The sequence below is a fragment of the Collinsella aerofaciens genome, from assembly GCF_015548375.1.
Classification (GTDB): domain Bacteria; phylum Actinomycetota; class Coriobacteriia; order Coriobacteriales; family Coriobacteriaceae; genus Collinsella; species Collinsella aerofaciens_AB.
This window is the reverse complement of the sequence record NZ_JADMWW010000013.1, coordinates 15,050-27,829: the sequence shown is the minus strand read 5'-3', so window position 1 is coordinate 27,829 and position 12,780 is coordinate 15,050. Positions and strand designations below refer to the sequence as shown.

The 12,780-nt window shown below is 65.2% G+C and carries 34 protein-coding genes; all 34 read right to left on the bottom strand.

Annotated elements, in window-relative coordinates; all coding sequences use genetic code 11:
• Window positions 1-7: 7 nt before the first annotated feature.
• The 34 genes from I1969_RS06730 to I1969_RS06580 all read right to left on the bottom strand — a co-directional run bounded on the left by I1969_RS06730 (window position 8) and on the right by I1969_RS06580 (window position 12,699).
• Entirely contained in the window at window positions 8-439 is a 432-nt protein-coding gene (locus I1969_RS06730; RefSeq protein WP_118205782.1) for a P27 family phage terminase small subunit, read from the bottom strand.
• 246 nt (window positions 440-685) lie between these two features.
• Complete coding sequence (locus tag I1969_RS06725) at window positions 686-967, bottom strand: HNH endonuclease (protein ID WP_118205783.1); 282 nt, start codon at window positions 965-967, stop codon at window positions 686-688.
• A complete protein-coding gene (locus tag I1969_RS06720; protein ID WP_118205784.1) occupies window positions 964-1,164 on the bottom strand; it encodes a hypothetical protein in 201 nt (66 codons plus the stop codon). The genes I1969_RS06725 and I1969_RS06720 overlap by 4 nt, the downstream gene beginning before the upstream one ends.
• Window positions 1,161-1,283, bottom strand: a complete 123-nt coding sequence (locus I1969_RS11190) for a hypothetical protein (RefSeq protein WP_256441494.1) — start codon at window positions 1,281-1,283, stop codon at window positions 1,161-1,163. The genes I1969_RS06720 and I1969_RS11190 overlap by 4 nt, the downstream gene beginning before the upstream one ends.
• A 115-nt stretch (window positions 1,284-1,398) precedes the next feature.
• Window positions 1,399-1,683 (bottom strand): hypothetical protein, encoded by a 285-nt coding sequence (locus I1969_RS06715; protein ID WP_161160825.1) that lies wholly within the window; start codon window positions 1,681-1,683, stop codon window positions 1,399-1,401.
• Window positions 1,667-1,855, bottom strand: a complete 189-nt coding sequence (locus I1969_RS06710) for a hypothetical protein (protein WP_161160824.1) — start codon at window positions 1,853-1,855, stop codon at window positions 1,667-1,669. The genes I1969_RS06715 and I1969_RS06710 overlap by 17 nt, the downstream gene beginning before the upstream one ends.
• A complete protein-coding gene (locus I1969_RS06705; RefSeq protein WP_195234077.1) occupies window positions 1,852-2,073 on the bottom strand; it encodes a helix-turn-helix domain-containing protein in 222 nt (73 codons plus the stop codon). The genes I1969_RS06710 and I1969_RS06705 overlap by 4 nt, the downstream gene beginning before the upstream one ends.
• Window positions 2,073-2,339 carry a hypothetical protein gene (locus I1969_RS06700; RefSeq protein ID WP_195234074.1) on the bottom strand — a complete coding sequence of 89 codons (267 nt, stop codon included), beginning with the start codon at window positions 2,337-2,339 and terminating at the stop codon, window positions 2,073-2,075. The genes I1969_RS06705 and I1969_RS06700 overlap by 1 nt, the downstream gene beginning before the upstream one ends.
• Window positions 2,332-2,676: a hypothetical protein gene (locus tag I1969_RS06695; RefSeq protein WP_195234072.1), complete on the bottom strand. Its 345-nt coding sequence runs from the start codon at window positions 2,674-2,676 to the stop codon at window positions 2,332-2,334. Before I1969_RS06695 ends, I1969_RS06700 begins: the two co-directional genes overlap by 8 nt.
• Window positions 2,669-2,944 carry a hypothetical protein gene (locus I1969_RS06690; RefSeq protein WP_195234070.1) on the bottom strand — a complete coding sequence of 92 codons (276 nt, stop codon included), beginning with the start codon at window positions 2,942-2,944 and terminating at the stop codon, window positions 2,669-2,671. The genes I1969_RS06695 and I1969_RS06690 overlap by 8 nt, the downstream gene beginning before the upstream one ends.
• Window positions 2,931-3,299 carry a hypothetical protein gene (locus I1969_RS06685; RefSeq protein WP_195234068.1) on the bottom strand — a complete coding sequence of 123 codons (369 nt, stop codon included), beginning with the start codon at window positions 3,297-3,299 and terminating at the stop codon, window positions 2,931-2,933. Before I1969_RS06685 ends, I1969_RS06690 begins: the two co-directional genes overlap by 14 nt.
• The gene (locus tag I1969_RS06680) at window positions 3,292-3,492 is read right to left on the bottom strand and encodes a hypothetical protein (RefSeq protein ID WP_147356478.1); all 201 of its coding nucleotides are present in this window, start codon (window positions 3,490-3,492) and stop codon (window positions 3,292-3,294) included. Before I1969_RS06680 ends, I1969_RS06685 begins: the two co-directional genes overlap by 8 nt.
• On the bottom strand, window positions 3,479-3,988 hold the full coding sequence (locus I1969_RS06675; RefSeq protein WP_195234064.1) for a hypothetical protein: 510 nt from the start codon (window positions 3,986-3,988) through the stop codon (window positions 3,479-3,481). The genes I1969_RS06680 and I1969_RS06675 overlap by 14 nt, the downstream gene beginning before the upstream one ends.
• 46 nt (window positions 3,989-4,034) lie before the next feature.
• Window positions 4,035-4,304: a DUF3850 domain-containing protein gene (locus I1969_RS06670; protein WP_195234062.1), complete on the bottom strand. Its 270-nt coding sequence runs from the start codon at window positions 4,302-4,304 to the stop codon at window positions 4,035-4,037.
• Window positions 4,304-4,696 (bottom strand): hypothetical protein, encoded by a 393-nt coding sequence (locus I1969_RS06665; RefSeq protein WP_195234060.1) that lies wholly within the window; start codon window positions 4,694-4,696, stop codon window positions 4,304-4,306. The genes I1969_RS06670 and I1969_RS06665 overlap by 1 nt, the downstream gene beginning before the upstream one ends.
• A gap of 16 nt (window positions 4,697-4,712) precedes the next feature.
• On the bottom strand, window positions 4,713-5,354 hold the full coding sequence (locus tag I1969_RS06660; protein ID WP_195234058.1) for a hypothetical protein: 642 nt from the start codon (window positions 5,352-5,354) through the stop codon (window positions 4,713-4,715).
• Window positions 5,355-5,461: 107 nt separating this feature from the next.
• Window positions 5,462-5,659: a hypothetical protein gene (locus I1969_RS06655; protein ID WP_195234056.1), complete on the bottom strand. Its 198-nt coding sequence runs from the start codon at window positions 5,657-5,659 to the stop codon at window positions 5,462-5,464.
• Entirely contained in the window at window positions 5,656-5,880 is a 225-nt protein-coding gene (locus I1969_RS06650) for a hypothetical protein (protein WP_195234054.1), read from the bottom strand. The genes I1969_RS06655 and I1969_RS06650 overlap by 4 nt, the downstream gene beginning before the upstream one ends.
• A complete protein-coding gene (locus I1969_RS06645) occupies window positions 5,873-6,283 on the bottom strand; it encodes a YkgJ family cysteine cluster protein (protein WP_195234051.1) in 411 nt (136 codons plus the stop codon). Before I1969_RS06645 ends, I1969_RS06650 begins: the two co-directional genes overlap by 8 nt.
• Window positions 6,284-6,320: 37 nt before the next feature.
• Complete coding sequence (locus I1969_RS06640) at window positions 6,321-6,725, bottom strand: hypothetical protein (RefSeq protein WP_195234049.1); 405 nt, start codon at window positions 6,723-6,725, stop codon at window positions 6,321-6,323.
• Window positions 6,726-6,727: 2 nt separating this feature from the next.
• Entirely contained in the window at window positions 6,728-7,180 is a 453-nt protein-coding gene (locus tag I1969_RS06635; RefSeq protein ID WP_161160810.1) for a hypothetical protein, read from the bottom strand.
• The gene (locus I1969_RS06630) at window positions 7,177-8,046 is read right to left on the bottom strand and encodes a DUF6291 domain-containing protein (protein ID WP_195234047.1); all 870 of its coding nucleotides are present in this window, start codon (window positions 8,044-8,046) and stop codon (window positions 7,177-7,179) included. Before I1969_RS06630 ends, I1969_RS06635 begins: the two co-directional genes overlap by 4 nt.
• Before the next feature lie 109 nt (window positions 8,047-8,155).
• Entirely contained in the window at window positions 8,156-8,752 is a 597-nt protein-coding gene (locus tag I1969_RS06625; RefSeq protein WP_195234045.1) for a single-stranded DNA-binding protein, read from the bottom strand.
• Complete coding sequence (locus tag I1969_RS06620) at window positions 8,749-9,096, bottom strand: hypothetical protein (protein WP_118205802.1); 348 nt, start codon at window positions 9,094-9,096, stop codon at window positions 8,749-8,751. The genes I1969_RS06625 and I1969_RS06620 overlap by 4 nt, the downstream gene beginning before the upstream one ends.
• Before the next feature lie 3 nt (window positions 9,097-9,099).
• Window positions 9,100-9,642 (bottom strand): ERF family protein, encoded by a 543-nt coding sequence (locus tag I1969_RS06615; RefSeq protein ID WP_195234043.1) that lies wholly within the window; start codon window positions 9,640-9,642, stop codon window positions 9,100-9,102.
• A gap of 15 nt (window positions 9,643-9,657) precedes the next feature.
• Window positions 9,658-10,551, bottom strand: coding sequence for a DUF1351 domain-containing protein (locus I1969_RS06610; RefSeq protein ID WP_195234041.1), 894 nt, complete (start codon window positions 10,549-10,551; stop codon window positions 9,658-9,660).
• Entirely contained in the window at window positions 10,551-10,772 is a 222-nt protein-coding gene (locus I1969_RS06605) for a hypothetical protein (protein WP_195234039.1), read from the bottom strand. The genes I1969_RS06610 and I1969_RS06605 overlap by 1 nt, the downstream gene beginning before the upstream one ends.
• Window positions 10,772-10,984: a hypothetical protein gene (locus I1969_RS06600; RefSeq protein ID WP_195234037.1), complete on the bottom strand. Its 213-nt coding sequence runs from the start codon at window positions 10,982-10,984 to the stop codon at window positions 10,772-10,774. The genes I1969_RS06605 and I1969_RS06600 overlap by 1 nt, the downstream gene beginning before the upstream one ends.
• Before the next feature lie 2 nt (window positions 10,985-10,986).
• Entirely contained in the window at window positions 10,987-11,355 is a 369-nt protein-coding gene (locus I1969_RS06595) for a hypothetical protein (protein WP_195234035.1), read from the bottom strand.
• Window positions 11,348-11,686, bottom strand: a complete 339-nt coding sequence (locus I1969_RS06590) for a hypothetical protein (RefSeq protein WP_195234033.1) — start codon at window positions 11,684-11,686, stop codon at window positions 11,348-11,350. The genes I1969_RS06595 and I1969_RS06590 overlap by 8 nt, the downstream gene beginning before the upstream one ends.
• Window positions 11,679-11,804 carry a hypothetical protein gene (locus tag I1969_RS11185; protein ID WP_255413799.1) on the bottom strand — a complete coding sequence of 42 codons (126 nt, stop codon included), beginning with the start codon at window positions 11,802-11,804 and terminating at the stop codon, window positions 11,679-11,681. The genes I1969_RS06590 and I1969_RS11185 overlap by 8 nt, the downstream gene beginning before the upstream one ends.
• Window positions 11,805-12,016: 212 nt before the next feature.
• Window positions 12,017-12,400: a hypothetical protein gene (locus tag I1969_RS06585; RefSeq protein ID WP_195234031.1), complete on the bottom strand. Its 384-nt coding sequence runs from the start codon at window positions 12,398-12,400 to the stop codon at window positions 12,017-12,019.
• On the bottom strand, window positions 12,367-12,492 hold the full coding sequence (locus I1969_RS11180) for a hypothetical protein (protein ID WP_267471226.1): 126 nt from the start codon (window positions 12,490-12,492) through the stop codon (window positions 12,367-12,369). The genes I1969_RS06585 and I1969_RS11180 overlap by 34 nt, the downstream gene beginning before the upstream one ends.
• Window positions 12,493-12,699, bottom strand: a complete 207-nt coding sequence (locus I1969_RS06580) for a helix-turn-helix transcriptional regulator (protein ID WP_195234029.1) — start codon at window positions 12,697-12,699, stop codon at window positions 12,493-12,495.
• Window positions 12,700-12,780: the final 81 nt, after the last annotated feature.

The window sequence follows — 12,780 nt, the reverse complement described above, 5'->3', positions numbered from 1 at the left end:
GGCTCCATCAGGCGCCCGCCGCCTTGGCCTTGCGCTCGCGGTCGGCGAACATGAGGCTCAGCACCCTAGCGCCATCGCTCTGCGGACGCGCCTGCTGCACCTGGATGGGCACCGCCTTGCGCGACAGCCCAAGCAGCTCGTTGAGCGCGCGTATCTCGGCGGTCGCCTGCTTGAGCACGGACACGGCGGGGTGCGGGCGCTCCATGATGGCGTGCCTGCCGTTCTTCGCCTTGACGGGCTTGTAGCCGACGGGGTCGAGCACCTTCACGGACTTGCCCTTGCTCATGGCATCCTCCGCGGCCTTCGCCACGGCGTGCCAGTAGCACAGCAGCGCGAGGTTCGGCGCGTCCTCGTCGGAGAAGCGCCCCGATGCGGTGACGCTCGCCCAGATCTGCGATTGATAGTCGTCGGATGCGACCGATTCCGGCATCTCCGGCATCCCGGCCTCCTTTCTCGTGCCCGCATTGTGCGACGCGGGTGAGATTCGCGGCCTACCCCCGCCCTGGGGTCATGGGGCGGGGGGAAATCGGCACTGGCAAGCATGGGTGTCCGTGCACCCCCGGGGAGGGGCAATGCCCCCGCCATCGGCGGCTCAGCGCCCCAAAAAGCAGTGTGGCGCAGCCGAGCAAACGACCGCGCCTCCAGTTTGGCTTTTCAGCCCCGCCTATTCAGTTGTCTCGAGCCTTCAGAACAGCCTCGTGCGCCTTATCTCGACGGGCCTCGCGTCGCCCGGCATGTGCTTGCCCTTCCTCTGGTTGCAGATGCGGTGCGCCGCGTCGAGGTTCGCGTAGTCCAGCACCGCGCCGCCCCTCGCCCTCGGCACCACGTGGTCGGCCTCGAAGCTCCACGGCGTGCCGGGCGGCAGGCTGTAGTCTATGGGCTGTCCGCATATGTGGCACGGCCTGCCCTCGGCGCGGAGCCTCGCCTTGAGCTTGCGCTCGGCGTTGCCGTTGGAGCTCCACGTCATGCCAGGCGCTTCCTCGCGAGGTAGTCCTTCTTCACCGACAGGGTCGGGGTCTCGTCGGTGCTTCCTATCTTGATGGTGAGCGTTATGGGCGGCAGCACGAACCTCTCGTCGATGTCCCCCGCCACGTCTTCCGCCATGGACTCCAGCAGGGCCGCGGCGTCGCGGAGCTGCCGCGCCACCCTCTCGCCCGCACTCATGCGACCAGCCCCACGACCAGCTGCATGCACCACAGCACTGCGGCGACGCACAGCAACACGAGCACCGTCATGATGAGGCACCCGATGAGCCTGCCGATCAGCCTTCCAATCTCGTCCATTCAATCCTCCAATCTCACCCGCACGCCATGCGCACGAGAACGGTCAGAACCACGGCGAGCGCCCATGCGGACCTCGCCGCCCACGCCAGCAGCGCGGTGAGCGCCGCCAGCGGCATCAGCCACAGAACATGGCGCACGCTTCCTCCTGCATGTCCCTCATGTGGTCCGCTATCCACGGGAGCGCCCAATAGGCGACGTCGCCCGGCTCCGCGTCCGCCCCGTCGAACTTCTCCCGGAAGGCGTCGTCGAACTCCACCTCGCAGATGCCGTAGTCGCAGCAGCACTCGTACATCTTGATGCACTCGGCGCAAGTGGGCTTGCCCTCGCCGAAGTGCCTGTCGATTGCCGCGCCGGTGCATCCGTCCGGGAGGTTGTAGCCCGGATCACAGCTTGCCCCCAAGGCGGATCACCTCCTCGCGGTACATCTCGTACCGTTCGATGAACCTGCGCGGGTTCTCCGCGATGACGTCGAGAACCTCAACGAGCGCCATCTTGCCCAAGGGGCGCTCGCCGTCCGTGAGCTCGCTGTCAGGCACGTCGATGATGTGGCGCTCGATTATCTCGAATCTCATCTCTCCACCTTCTTCCTCACGATGTCGCGCGGGTCTTCGCCCATCGCCTCCGCCAGATTGAGCAGCAGGTTCATCTTCACTTCCCTGCCGTTGCTGATGGCATGGCTCAGGCTGCTGAGGTTCACCCCGGCGGCGCGCGCCAGCTGCTTCAGCGGGACGTGGTTGTCGATGCGCCAATGGGCGATCTTGTCGGCGTCCAGAACGTACTCGGTCGCCATCACCTGCACCTCCCCTCGCGCTTGAGCGTCTCCACGTTGCGGCGGGACCTCTTGAGCGCGCGAATCCGGGCGCGCCTCCATTTCGGGTCGAGCCTCTTGCAGAGCGCCCTCGCCTCGCGCCTCACGCCGCGCAGCGCGGGCACGAGGGCCTCGTTGAAGCTCGCCACCGCGTTGGCCATGATGGCGGCCGCGGCCCTCGCGGCGGGGCCATCCGGTCTCCACAGGTCGACGGACGGCGACGGCGCCGGCCTCATCTCGTCAGCCATGCCGCACCTTCCTCCCGCACTGCGGGCAATAGTTCCAGACGCCGCTCACGCGGTAGTGCTCCTCGTCCTCGACCTTGCAGCCGCAGACCGAGCACAGGAAGCCGTTGTCGCACGAGTCCTGGACGCTCCCGTCGTAGACGTTCTCGCACTCGCCGCGGTCGACGAGGTCGGCGAGATAGTCGAATACGTTGCCCTCCGTATAGCCGACGCACTCGAGCACGCGCTCGAAGATGTCGAATATGAACGGCTCGAGGACGGTCCTCGGCAGGCTGTTGAAGAAGCCCCTCGACCCGCGCAGGCTCGCCGCCGCCTCGCGGCGCTGCTCGTCGCTAATCATCAGTCAAATCCTCCCCACACCACGGGCAATACCGTGGGACAGTCTCGAACTCGGTCCAGCTCGTGATGTACGTGTCGTCATGCTCGTAATGCACGACGCCGAAGACGAGGTCGCACCTAGGGCAGTGGACGGCGTCGACTGGGTCGACGTCCCCTATCGCGACCATCTCGTTGGTGTAGACCAGCTTGCGCGGCTTCCACTTCTGGTGCGACGGGGTCGCACCGCACGTCGGGCAATCGACCGGCCTTGCGAACTTAATACGCTTCATCTTCCACCACCACCGCCCCGCAGACCGGGCATGAGTACCAGTCGACTGGGAACGCCTCGGAGGTCACGACGAGCACACCGTCCGGCCTGTCGCCGGGCACCAGCACGCTGCACCCGCACTCTGAGCACTTGAATGATTCCTTGGTGTAGTCGGCGACGTTGTGACATGTCGGACGGTCGATTAGGTCTGCAAGGGCCGCGTACGTCTCGTTCTCAACCTCGTGAATGAACTTGCCGTCCACCTCGACGCCGATTGAGTTTGCAATCACGTCGAGTGAATCAACGTGGCGGTATGCCCCGGTCGATGCTTCGCGCAACTCAGCCACCGCTCGCTTGCGCTCCTCGTCGTTAATCATCGTCTCCCCCTTCCGGGTCAATGAGATCAGCGAGCTTATCGAGGACAACATCGAAGTCATGGTAGTCCTCGAAGCCGACCACCACCTCGGCAAGCTCGTCGAAGAACTGCTCCTTGTACTGGATGGAGTGGCCGATGGTCAGGTGTCGCAGGTTCTCAGCCATCTCGCGTCGCTCTTCGCTAGTGAATGTCATCGAAACCAGCTCCAAACATACAGTCGTAGTCGCACTCCCAGGTCTCTCCGTCGCGGCTCATGGTCGCCCCGTACCTCGGAGTACCGCCGGTATCGTCGCCCCAGAAGTGGAAGTGCCATCCAAGGAAGTCGAACTCCTCGTCGTACTCGTCTGCGGCGTACCTCGTGTCGCCGTACTCCTCGTAACCGTCCCACCCGAACCTGCGGGAAAGGACATCGAACGTGTATATGGTCGGCTTGTCCTCGCCGTCCTCCCACTCGTAGACCTCCGGCCAACCCTGCTTGTAGCACCCGACGCGGACATTGCCGTCGCCCATGACTCCATGGTGCGAGAACTCGAACCACTCGAATCCGTCATGGTGCTTCATGATGTTCGCGTACACGCGGAGTCCAGTAGGCAGGGAACCCTCGTCGGTGTCGTATACGCCTACGTCCTCCTTGTCGGTTCTGCGCTCGCCGTTGAGGTACACGAACGCGCCGTAGTCGCTGTATGCCATGGCTATACCTCCTTCGCCGCCGCCTCGCGGCGCTTTTCATCGGTAATCATTCGTCCACCTTGGATATGGCCAGCGCCACGTATTTCTGGGCAAGGCCCTCGAAGTCGTCGAGGATGTAGTCGATTCGGTAGACTTCACCGTTGAGCGGATGCCTGGCTGCTTCCCCGACGGCGTAGCCTTCGTTCGTGACAACGTCGAATACGATCTCATCGCCGACCTTGTAACCCCGGTCGTTCTTGCGAATCTCGAACGTCTTGGTGCCGTTCAGGACGGCGTCGGCGTATTGCTCTTGAATCTTGAGCCTGTGCGTCGCCATCAGGCCTCACCCCTCAGCTTGCGGATGCGGGATACGATGTCCTCAATCACTTTCGGAGAGCAACCAGTTGTTATATTGCTGAGAGAACAACTTTGACAGGTTCCATCCTTGCTGAAGTACGTGCAAGCGGTGCCTTCTGCGACGCATTTGTCCAAGTCCTCTTCCAGCTTCTCCCAGCTGTCGGGTTCGGTGAGGTACATGAGCTCGGCGTCGAGTTTCCTGCCCGCGTCCGTGACCGCGCGCCAGCAGTTCCCCCACTCTTTCTCGAGGTCGGAATCGACCGTGTACACCCAGTACACGATGTTTCGGGCCGTGCCGCCGCTGCCGTACAGCACCTTGGTATCTAGCGGAATCTCTCGACCGTCGGCATCCTTTGGCAGTTGAATCATCATTCCTCCTTATCTGGCGTTATACGCCCTCCATCCCGATCTGCTCGCACCACTGGTTGGCCATCGCCTTTGCGATGCCCGGGAGCGTGCGGCTGCGAACCTTGGCGCGTTCGTGTGGCGGCAGATGCCAGGCGTCCGCGTACCATGCCGGCATGGAGTTGCCTGACTTGAAGACCTTGCGCGGCTCAGGCTCGACCTCATCAGTCGGCTTGAGCGGCTCGAGCCCCTTCAGCCACAGGCACGTCTTCTTTTCGAACGGGTCGCCGAACATGTACGGCTGCACGATTTGGTCCGGTTTGCGCCATCTTGTGCTCATACAGCCGACGGGGTTCTCGATTGCGACGTGCGGCGCATCGCACTTGGCGAACGCCATGAAGAACTCGACGGCGGCCTCACGGTTAGCCTTGCGCTCGCGCGCTCTGTCGCCGTACTTCCCCTCGTCGAACCAGCGGTTGCCGGTGACGGTGAGATACGTGCATGGCGGGTGCGCGATCACCAGGTCCCACCTGAGCTTGAGCATCTGGAGAGCGTCGACGTTGAGGTGCATGAGGTCGTGACCCCCCCCCGCTTCCTCAAGGTCGCAGCTGTAAGCCTCGTGCCCCATCTTCCGGAACTCAAGCGCCACGCGCTGCGACTCCTCGCAGGCGATAAGAACTCGCATCTACGCCACCCTCTTCCTGACGACGGCCACGTCGTACATGCCCTCGAGGTAGCCGACGGCCCTCGCCGCGGCCATGTCTTGCTCGCGGCCGAGCTCATCCCATACGCTCATCGCGACTCCCAGTAGTTGCACCTGGCGAGCCCCTGCGTGCGGTGCACGAACTCCGGGCGCCGCCCGCACTCGTACTCGGTGCGCTCCACGCCGTGGACGGTGCGCAGCACCGTCGCGCAGCAGTGCAGACAGTTCTCACAGCGCTCCTCCCGGAGTCCGTCCGCATAGATGTTCGGCCTCTCGTTCCCCGTCATCTGTATCCCCTCTTCCCGTACCTTCCGTCGTTCACCATGTTCCTTACGTGGCGCCGCATGTCCTGCGCCGCCTGGTCTCCCTCGGGCGGCAGCTTCCGCCCGCTCGCGCACTCGACGCAGTGGACGCGCCAGCCGCCGCGGTAGCGCTCGAAGTGCCCGAACCCGGGAGGCGTCCACCTGGCGCACTCGCGGCAGTAGCCGCCGTAGACGTTCCTAGCCATTCCCCTGCTCCTTCCTGTAGACGTCGCGGGCCATCGCCTCCGCGAGCTCGCGCATGTCGGTCACCTCGGCGCACTCCGCGCCGAAGAACATGCCGAGCTCGCCCCTCTTGTGCCTGTCGCACCGGTACGCCCGGCAGATCTCGGGCCTAGCGGCGTAGACCGCGCACTCGCGCCCCTCCGTCAGGTACGGGCACAGCAGGTCGCACTCCGCCCTGGGCTCGGCGGGCTCGATTCCGTTCCGGCGCACGTACGCCTCGAGGCGCACCCGGTCGAACGGGCTCACGGGCAGGAAGCGCGAGCAGCACTCGCCGCAGCCCCTGCAGTCGCCCGTGTAGAGGTCGGTCACGTCGTCGCTCCGGAGCCCGGCGTGGATGGCCGCGGCGACGGCCCTCTCGTCATTCATCGGCCTGCCCCTTCGCCCCTGCCGTGGGCGGCGGCCCCTACTTGGAACATCCGGCCACCTTCTCGTCGTAGATCTTCTTGAGGTCCCGGTGCATGAACCGGGTGAACTCCTCCTCGCCGACGTCGTCCGCCAGCGCCACATATCGCATCGCATCGTGGCACCATTCGTCGAAGTCGAGCAGCCTTCCGCTGAACGCGCTCTTGACGTCCGTGACCTCGGCGTAGGTGAAGCGGGTCAGCATCTCCTCGCGCATGACCTTGTCGGCCAGCGCCTCGATGGGCGTCTTGGGGCGGTTGATGATCCGGCTGTAGCCGTTCGCCCTCTTTGTCATGGCGTCGAGCTGCTCGGACAGCTTGTTGTTCTCGGCCGCGAGGCGCTCGTTGCGGCGCTGCTCGCAGTCAAGCTCGGCGAGCACGTACTGCTCGCAGTTGGTGATCTCCATCGTCATTTCACCTCTCGGATGATCTCGTTTCCGTAACGGTCGGTGATGGCCCAGTAGCCGAACTCGTAGAGGTCGGGGCTGTGCGGCGGATACTCCCTGAGCAGCGTGCCGGACCACCATGCCTCCTCGGCCGCCCCGGTGCGCCATACCCACTCGGCCCTGAGGCCGCCGTCGTGGAACTTCCCGTGGCACCCGGTCGTGCCGGAGCCGCACAGGGCGAACAGCGGGCTGCGCAGCTCCCACACCCCGTTTAGCGTGACGAGCCTGAACGTCTTTCCCCACGACCTGCGGGCGACGTGGTGGCAGTTGGAGGCGCGCCTGCCGCACACCGCGCACCGGGCCTGCGTCGGCTCGTATGCCGTGTCGTGCGTGTACCTCGCCCCGAGGTGCGGCTTGCCGTACAGCTCGGCGCGCTCCTTGGACCAGCCCCTGAGGACTCCCGCGTCGACCGTCATCGGGGTCTCCCCTCGCACGCGGCGCGTGCGGCCAGCAGCCTCCGCGCGTCCTGGTATAGCCCGAACTCCGCCCTGCCCGCGGTCGTGCCCCGCGGGGCCTCGACCTTGGCCGGGTCGATGCCCGGGTGCTCGGACGCCCACCTTCGCTCCTGCTCGGCCAGTGCCTCCTCGGGCGTCCTGGTCGGCCTGAACGTCGCGGCCTCGACCTCCGAGGCGGTGGGCTTGCCGCGGCTGCGGGCCTCGGCGTCGAGCTCGCGCTGGCGGCGGTGCCACTGCCGGGCCTGCGGCTGCCAGTCCGAGATAGGCATACCGTTCGACTTGCGCCAGCCCTGAGACGCGTAGAAGTCGAAGAACGCCTGCGGGTCGCCGTTGAGGCAGTTGACCCCGAAGTACGCGGCGACCTCCTCGGCGGTCGGCGGCTCGAAGCCCTCGGGCGCGGCGCACGCGTCCGCACTGCCCTGCACTGGAATGGCCTGGCTTGGTATGGACTGGTATGGATTGGTATATAAGGAGGGGTTTTCAGGTTCCGAAACCCCCGTTTCGGTAGTTTCCGAAACCTCGAAACCCCCGTTTCCGTTTTCCGAAACCCCCGTTTCCGAGGTTTCCGCATCCTCCGAAACCCCCGTTTCGGCCTTACTGGACTTCGGCGGCCTGCCGCCCTTGTTCTTGTTGCGGGCGGCGAGGCTGTTGTCGATGTCCTCGCGGAGGCTCTCGAACACGGCACTGAGCGCCCAGTCGGCGAACTCCGGCTCGATGCCGTTGGTGCCGTACTGGATGATGGCCCAGCACAGCTCCCCGCGCGGCCCCTCCGGCACGCGCTCGAGGGCGGCGGTGAGCTTCGGGAACCACGTGAACTTGCTTGCCATCAGAACCACCCCCAAAGAAGCGAAGAGAAGAACAGGAAACCCGAGGAGAAGGAGGCGGCGAAAAGGGCCGCCTCCCAGTGGTCACGGATGGTGTCGGGTAAGCGCCCCATCAGAACGGGATGTCCTCGTCGTACACGTCCAGCTGCTGCTGGGCGGGTGCCGGCTGCGGCGCTGCCTGCTGCGGTGCCGGTTGCGGTACCGCCTGCGGGGCCTGCTGGTAGGCCTGCTGGGCGTTCCACTGCGGCGCGGGCTGCTGGGGCGCCGGATGCGGGGCGTACGCCTGCGGCGCGGGCTGCGGCGCCTGTCGGGGCGGGTACGCCTGCTGCTGGTAGCCCTGCGGCGCGTACTGCTGAGGCGCCTGCTGCCCGTTGGGGTTCTGGCTCATGAGGACGACCTCGTCGGGGATGATCTCGACCTTCGATCGCCTGCCGCCCCCGTTCTTGTCCTCCCAGGAGCTGTAGCGAAGCTTCCCCTCGATGGCGACCTTCATGCCCTTGCGCAGGATGCGCGAGAGCGCCTCGGCGCGGTTGCCGAACATGGTGCAGTCGATGAAATTGGGGTAGTCCTCCCACTCCCCCGTCTGCTGGTTGCGGCGGCGGTCGTTGACCGCGACGCCGAAGCCCAGCACCTGCGTGCCGCCCGGCGTGACGCGCAGCTCGGGGTCTCGGGTCAAATTGCCCGACACGACCACTCTGTTGATGCTCATCTGTATGTCTCCTCTCCGCCGCTCGTCCATGTCCTCTGGATGTCGGCGTCTACTGTCTTGATTCGCAGCTTCAGCGCCATGATCGCCTCGCTCGATGCCTTGTAGAGGGCTTCGGCGCAGTCGCGCAGCTGCTTCTTCTCGGCTATCTCCTCGCGCCCCCGGCACAGGTCGCCGATGATAGTCACCGGCGTGCCCTTGGAGCGCTCCTCGAGGATGGCGATGCGCAGCGCCTTGCGGTAGTCCGCCTCGTTCTCGGCGTACTGCTGGCCGGTCCGCCTGAGCGTGTCCAGCTCCGCCATGAGGCGCTCGAACAGCTCCTCGCGCTGCGCGTACATGTCCTGCATGGCCTACAGGACGCGCCACGTCGGGGTGGCGCAGCAGCCGGGATGCTTCTTGAACTCCTCGTACTGCTCTTTCGACTCGAAGGCGTAGGCCGTGCCGCAGGCCTTGCACTTCGCCGTGAAGCCGCCGCTCTCGGGCGGCTTCTTCTCGGGCTTGTCCGACAGCGCGTCCGGGTCGCTCTGCCCGTCGATGGCGAACAGGCCGCAAAGCGCGTACTTGCGCGCGTAGCTCGACGCCATCCCGGTCACCTGCGCGTCGTCGGAGCCGCTCTTGTGCTCCGCCTCGCGGGCGTAGGCCTTGAACTCCTTCTTCTCGCCGTGCCCGTCCACGAAGAACAGGGTGCACGTGGCCTCGACGTAGTAGCGGTCGCCCACCTTGCAGATGTTGTCGTGGAGCGTGAACGCCACGCCCGCCTCCTTACAGGGCTCCTTGAGCGCGGCGACGATGTCCTCGAACGAGCGGTAGCTGAACTTCGCGAACGCGTTGTAGCGCGCCTTGGGGACGGTCACGGAGCGCTGAACCTTGGCTATCGCCTGGGAGAGCGTCATCTTCTCGTCGTCCATCTAGCACACCCCCTTGCACTTGATGGTGCCGGTGATGCCGCGCTCGCGCAGCGCCGCGGCGAGCAGCTCCATCTGCGAGCGCGTGGCGGACGGAATCTCGACCGTCCACGCGCAGGACAGCTCGGGGCGCGCCGCGACGGCGGGTTCCGCCCGGCGCCTCGGCGCGGGGCGCGGCGCGGGCTTGGACTCTACCGCCTCGCGCATGGCGGCGATGCGGGCGTCCTCCTCGTCGGCGGCGCGGGCGGCGTTGAGCGCCGAGCCAAGGTCGAGCGTGCGGAACAGTTCGCGCTCGGCGACCTCGTAGTGGGCCATGGAGTCGCGCTGGGCCTTGAGCGTGTCCCAGTCGCGCGCGACGGCTGAGACCTTGGCCTCGAGCGCCTTCTTCGCCTTGACCTCGCCGAAGCCCTTGTTGAGCCACTGCTTCTCGTGGAGGCGCTCGTACGGCACGACCGGCGCGAGCAGCTCCGCGAACGTCTCGTAGTGCTCCTTGAGCTTGGCCATTGCGCGGGACTTGCGGTCCTCCTCGGCCTGGTCGAGCTGCGCCTTGATGCCGTCCGACGCGCCGTCGATGATGGACGTGATCTCCTTGCAGCGCTTCTCGAAGGCGGCGAGCGGCTTGTTGTACTCGCGCTTCACGGCCTTCCGGCGCTCCTCTATCTCTTTCTTCAGGCCGTTGAGGTAGAGGCGGTCGTTCTTGGCCTCCTTGATGGACTCGTCCTTGGTCAGGTCGTACTTGGCGCCCTCGTAGTCCGCGACCTTCGCGCGGATGCTGTCCTCCATCGCGTCGAAGTTCGCGCTGATGACGGACGGCGAGTACGTGACGACGAGGTCGGGCGCCCCCTGCTCCTCGATGACCTCGGCCACGACCTCCTCGGCCCCGTTCTCCTCGGACATTACCTGACCTCCTCGTTGAGCATCCGGTTGTACTTCCTCTCGGTTAGCGCCTCGTCGATGACCACCGCGTGCTCGACGATCCACTTGGCGAGCCTCTCGCGCGCGTCCATGAACTTGTCGAACGCCTCGTCGGACTTCGTTATGACCGAGATGGTGAACATCGCCTGCTCCTCCGTGGCGAGGTCGGCCAGCTCGGCGAACATTCCCTTGTAGTCCTCCATCACTCGGTCACCTCCCCGTCGTGGCTCACGAACAGGATCTGGGGCTGCTTGCTCTGGATGGACAGCCAGACCTCCTCGCCGCTCTTGCGGATGGCCTCGAACGCCGCGCTGTCCTCCGTGTCGACCTCGAACTGCAGGACGGCGACGCCGCCCTTAACGGTGGCCTGCTTGAACTTGGCCTCGATCTCCACCGGTATGTTTGTGCTCTCCATTGCTATTCCTCCCTGCCTGCGCCCGCGAGCATCGCCGCGAACGTCTCCAATGTCATGGTCACGAACTGCTCGCCGGGGATGGCGGTCCCGCGGCGCTTCCAGACGACCACGCCGTATTCGGCCCCGCGGTTCCTGCGCTCGGTCTCCGCCTCGCGCAGCCACTTGGGCAGCTCGTGCCTTCCCTGGTAGTCCTTGCACTCGATCGCGATGCCCCGCCCGGCCATCGACACGCCGCGGATGTCTCCCGTGTCGTGCGAGCCGGTCTTGACCTGCCTGTCGATGTCGCTCCCCAGCCTCCCGGCGAGGTAGTCGGCGACCAGTCGCTCGAACCTCGTGCCCGCGTCCTTGGCGGTCCTCCTGCTCCTACTCATCGACAAAACCGTCCGATTTCGAGCGGTGCTTGTTGAATGCGTGCCTCAGGTGCGGGTAGCGCGCCTCCATGATGCGGGCGAGGCTCGGCGCGAGGCCGTTCTTCACGCCGACGTGCAGCTCGTTGCGCACCATGTGGATGAGGTAGTTGATCGAGACGTAGCCCTTGCGGTTGAGGCGGGTGGCCTGCTCGACCATGAAGTCCCACGCCCGCGGGTGCTCGCCTATCCACGCGCGCGCGTCCGCCATGTCCTGCTCGCCGTCCGCGCCGAGGCCGAATATCTCGAGCTGGTTGCTCATCGGCTTCTGGCGGTACCTCTCGTCGTTACGCATTGACCGCTCCCGCCGCGCATGCCGCCTTTGCCGCCTGGACCGCGCCGTCCATCGTCGGGAGGACGAAGACGGTCAGGATCGCCGCGAACAGGACCGCGGCGGCGATGAAGCCGACCATGGCCCCCGCCCTGAACGCATCGGAGTCGAGCTGCTCGCGGACGGTCGGTCGATATGGCTTGGGTGCTATGATGGTCTGAGCCTCATGTCTGGGGCTGTTTCGGCGAGTGCTCACAAGTTGGTAGCTGGGGGCGCTCGCTTCTTTGTATGTGTACATCTTGTGTTCCCTTCTGATGTTTCCGCAGGTCAGGGCTAGGGTGCTTTTTAGGGTCTTTATTTTTGGGACTTTTTCGCGCGGCTCTTGGCGCTGTAGCACCTCTGCCGCTCGCGGTCGTTCCGCTTGGACCTCGCAGCCTCCTCGCGCATCGCGCTGGCCTGCTCCCTGAGGTCTGCCACGTGGCCCTCCTTCGTGCACTCCGCGCACCAGCCGTTCGCCTTGTTGAGCGGCTTGAACGTCATGCGCCCGCACTTCGGGCACATCCAGCGCTGCCGGAGCGATATGCCGCACTTCCTCGCCTGGAGCTTCACGGCCTCGGTAGTCCGTCCGAGCGCCTTGGCTATCTCCTTGGCTCCGTCGCCGGCGTGCTCCCTCAGGTACCGGATCTCACGTGTCGACCATGGCCTCACTGTCTCTTGCTCCCCTCCTTCCTCTCCCATTCCCGGTATGCCGCCCGAAGCGTCGAGCACATGGTGTCGAGCGCTATCTCGCGCGGGGTCTTGGGCTTCTCCTCGTGTTCTTTGGCGTCCATTTAGGACACCGTCCGGTTGTCGGTAAGACCGAGTAGGTAGTCAGCCGAACACTTAAACAGGCGAGTCATCGCCACCAGTTTCGAGCCGGGGATCTCTCCTCCATTCTCATAACTGGCGACAGTAGCTCGACTCTTGAGGCCGATCTTCTCTGCCAGGTCCTCTTGACTGAGACCAATGCGGACACGTTCGCTAGCAATGGGATTCATTTGCACCTCCATTTCACTATTTGTGAACTTCACAATACGTGAATATAGATTAGTGCCCAGCTGTTTGCAAGCATGATTTCA

Bases quoted from the DNA above. Each gene is read 5' to 3' on its own strand.
- I1969_RS06610 (WP_195234041.1), bottom strand. From the start codon at position 10,551: ATGTCCGAGGAGAACGGGGCCGAGGAGGTCGTGGCCGAGGTCATCGAG.
- I1969_RS06695 (WP_195234072.1), bottom strand. From the start codon at position 2,676: ATGATTAGCGACGAGCAGCGCCGCGAGGCGGCGGCGAGCCTGCGCGGG.
- I1969_RS06680 (WP_147356478.1), bottom strand. From the start codon at position 3,492: ATGACATTCACTAGCGAAGAGCGACGCGAGATGGCTGAGAACCTGCGA.
- I1969_RS06600 (WP_195234037.1), bottom strand. From the start codon at position 10,984: ATGGAGAGCACAAACATACCGGTGGAGATCGAGGCCAAGTTCAAGCAG.
- I1969_RS06645 (WP_195234051.1), bottom strand. From the start codon at position 6,283: ATGAATGACGAGAGGGCCGTCGCCGCGGCCATCCACGCCGGGCTCCGG.
- I1969_RS06670 (WP_195234062.1), bottom strand. From the start codon at position 4,304: ATGGCGACGCACAGGCTCAAGATTCAAGAGCAATACGCCGACGCCGTC.
- I1969_RS06630 (WP_195234047.1), bottom strand. From the start codon at position 8,046: ATGGCAAGCAAGTTCACGTGGTTCCCGAAGCTCACCGCCGCCCTCGAG.
- I1969_RS06615 (WP_195234043.1), bottom strand. From the start codon at position 9,642: ATGACGCTCTCCCAGGCGATAGCCAAGGTTCAGCGCTCCGTGACCGTC.
- I1969_RS06710 (WP_161160824.1), bottom strand. From the start codon at position 1,855: ATGAGATTCGAGATAATCGAGCGCCACATCATCGACGTGCCTGACAGC.
- I1969_RS06585 (WP_195234031.1), bottom strand. From the start codon at position 12,400: ATGGGAGAGGAAGGAGGGGAGCAAGAGACAGTGAGGCCATGGTCGACA.
- I1969_RS06655 (WP_195234056.1), bottom strand. From the start codon at position 5,659: ATGACGGGGAACGAGAGGCCGAACATCTATGCGGACGGACTCCGGGAG.
- I1969_RS06690 (WP_195234070.1), bottom strand. From the start codon at position 2,944: ATGAAGCGTATTAAGTTCGCAAGGCCGGTCGATTGCCCGACGTGCGGT.
- I1969_RS11180 (WP_267471226.1), bottom strand. From the start codon at position 12,492: ATGGACGCCAAAGAACACGAGGAGAAGCCCAAGACCCCGCGCGAGATA.
- I1969_RS06705 (WP_195234077.1), bottom strand. From the start codon at position 2,073: ATGGCGACCGAGTACGTTCTGGACGCCGACAAGATCGCCCATTGGCGC.
- I1969_RS06720 (WP_118205784.1), bottom strand. From the start codon at position 1,164: ATGAGTGCGGGCGAGAGGGTGGCGCGGCAGCTCCGCGACGCCGCGGCC.
- I1969_RS11190 (WP_256441494.1), bottom strand. From the start codon at position 1,283: ATGGACGAGATTGGAAGGCTGATCGGCAGGCTCATCGGGTGCCTCATC.
- I1969_RS06625 (WP_195234045.1), bottom strand. From the start codon at position 8,752: ATGAGCATCAACAGAGTGGTCGTGTCGGGCAATTTGACCCGAGACCCC.
- I1969_RS06590 (WP_195234033.1), bottom strand. From the start codon at position 11,686: ATGCGTAACGACGAGAGGTACCGCCAGAAGCCGATGAGCAACCAGCTC.
- I1969_RS06700 (WP_195234074.1), bottom strand. From the start codon at position 2,339: ATGGCTGACGAGATGAGGCCGGCGCCGTCGCCGTCCGTCGACCTGTGG.
- I1969_RS06650 (WP_195234054.1), bottom strand. From the start codon at position 5,880: ATGGCTAGGAACGTCTACGGCGGCTACTGCCGCGAGTGCGCCAGGTGG.
- I1969_RS06595 (WP_195234035.1), bottom strand. From the start codon at position 11,355: ATGAGTAGGAGCAGGAGGACCGCCAAGGACGCGGGCACGAGGTTCGAG.
- I1969_RS06620 (WP_118205802.1), bottom strand. From the start codon at position 9,096: ATGCAGGACATGTACGCGCAGCGCGAGGAGCTGTTCGAGCGCCTCATG.
- I1969_RS06665 (WP_195234060.1), bottom strand. From the start codon at position 4,696: ATGATGATTCAACTGCCAAAGGATGCCGACGGTCGAGAGATTCCGCTA.
- I1969_RS06685 (WP_195234068.1), bottom strand. From the start codon at position 3,299: ATGATTAACGACGAGGAGCGCAAGCGAGCGGTGGCTGAGTTGCGCGAA.
- I1969_RS06675 (WP_195234064.1), bottom strand. From the start codon at position 3,988: ATGGCATACAGCGACTACGGCGCGTTCGTGTACCTCAACGGCGAGCGC.
- I1969_RS11185 (WP_255413799.1), bottom strand. From the start codon at position 11,804: ATGGTCGGCTTCATCGCCGCCGCGGTCCTGTTCGCGGCGATCCTGACC.
- I1969_RS06580 (WP_195234029.1), bottom strand. From the start codon at position 12,699: ATGAATCCCATTGCTAGCGAACGTGTCCGCATTGGTCTCAGTCAAGAG.
- I1969_RS06725 (WP_118205783.1), bottom strand. From the start codon at position 967: ATGACGTGGAGCTCCAACGGCAACGCCGAGCGCAAGCTCAAGGCGAGG.
- I1969_RS06660 (WP_195234058.1), bottom strand. From the start codon at position 5,354: ATGCGAGTTCTTATCGCCTGCGAGGAGTCGCAGCGCGTGGCGCTTGAG.
- I1969_RS06730 (WP_118205782.1), bottom strand. From the start codon at position 439: ATGCCGGAGATGCCGGAATCGGTCGCATCCGACGACTATCAATCGCAG.
- I1969_RS06605 (WP_195234039.1), bottom strand. From the start codon at position 10,772: ATGGAGGACTACAAGGGAATGTTCGCCGAGCTGGCCGACCTCGCCACG.
- I1969_RS06640 (WP_195234049.1), bottom strand. From the start codon at position 6,725: ATGGAGATCACCAACTGCGAGCAGTACGTGCTCGCCGAGCTTGACTGC.
- I1969_RS06635 (WP_161160810.1), bottom strand. From the start codon at position 7,180: ATGACGGTCGACGCGGGAGTCCTCAGGGGCTGGTCCAAGGAGCGCGCC.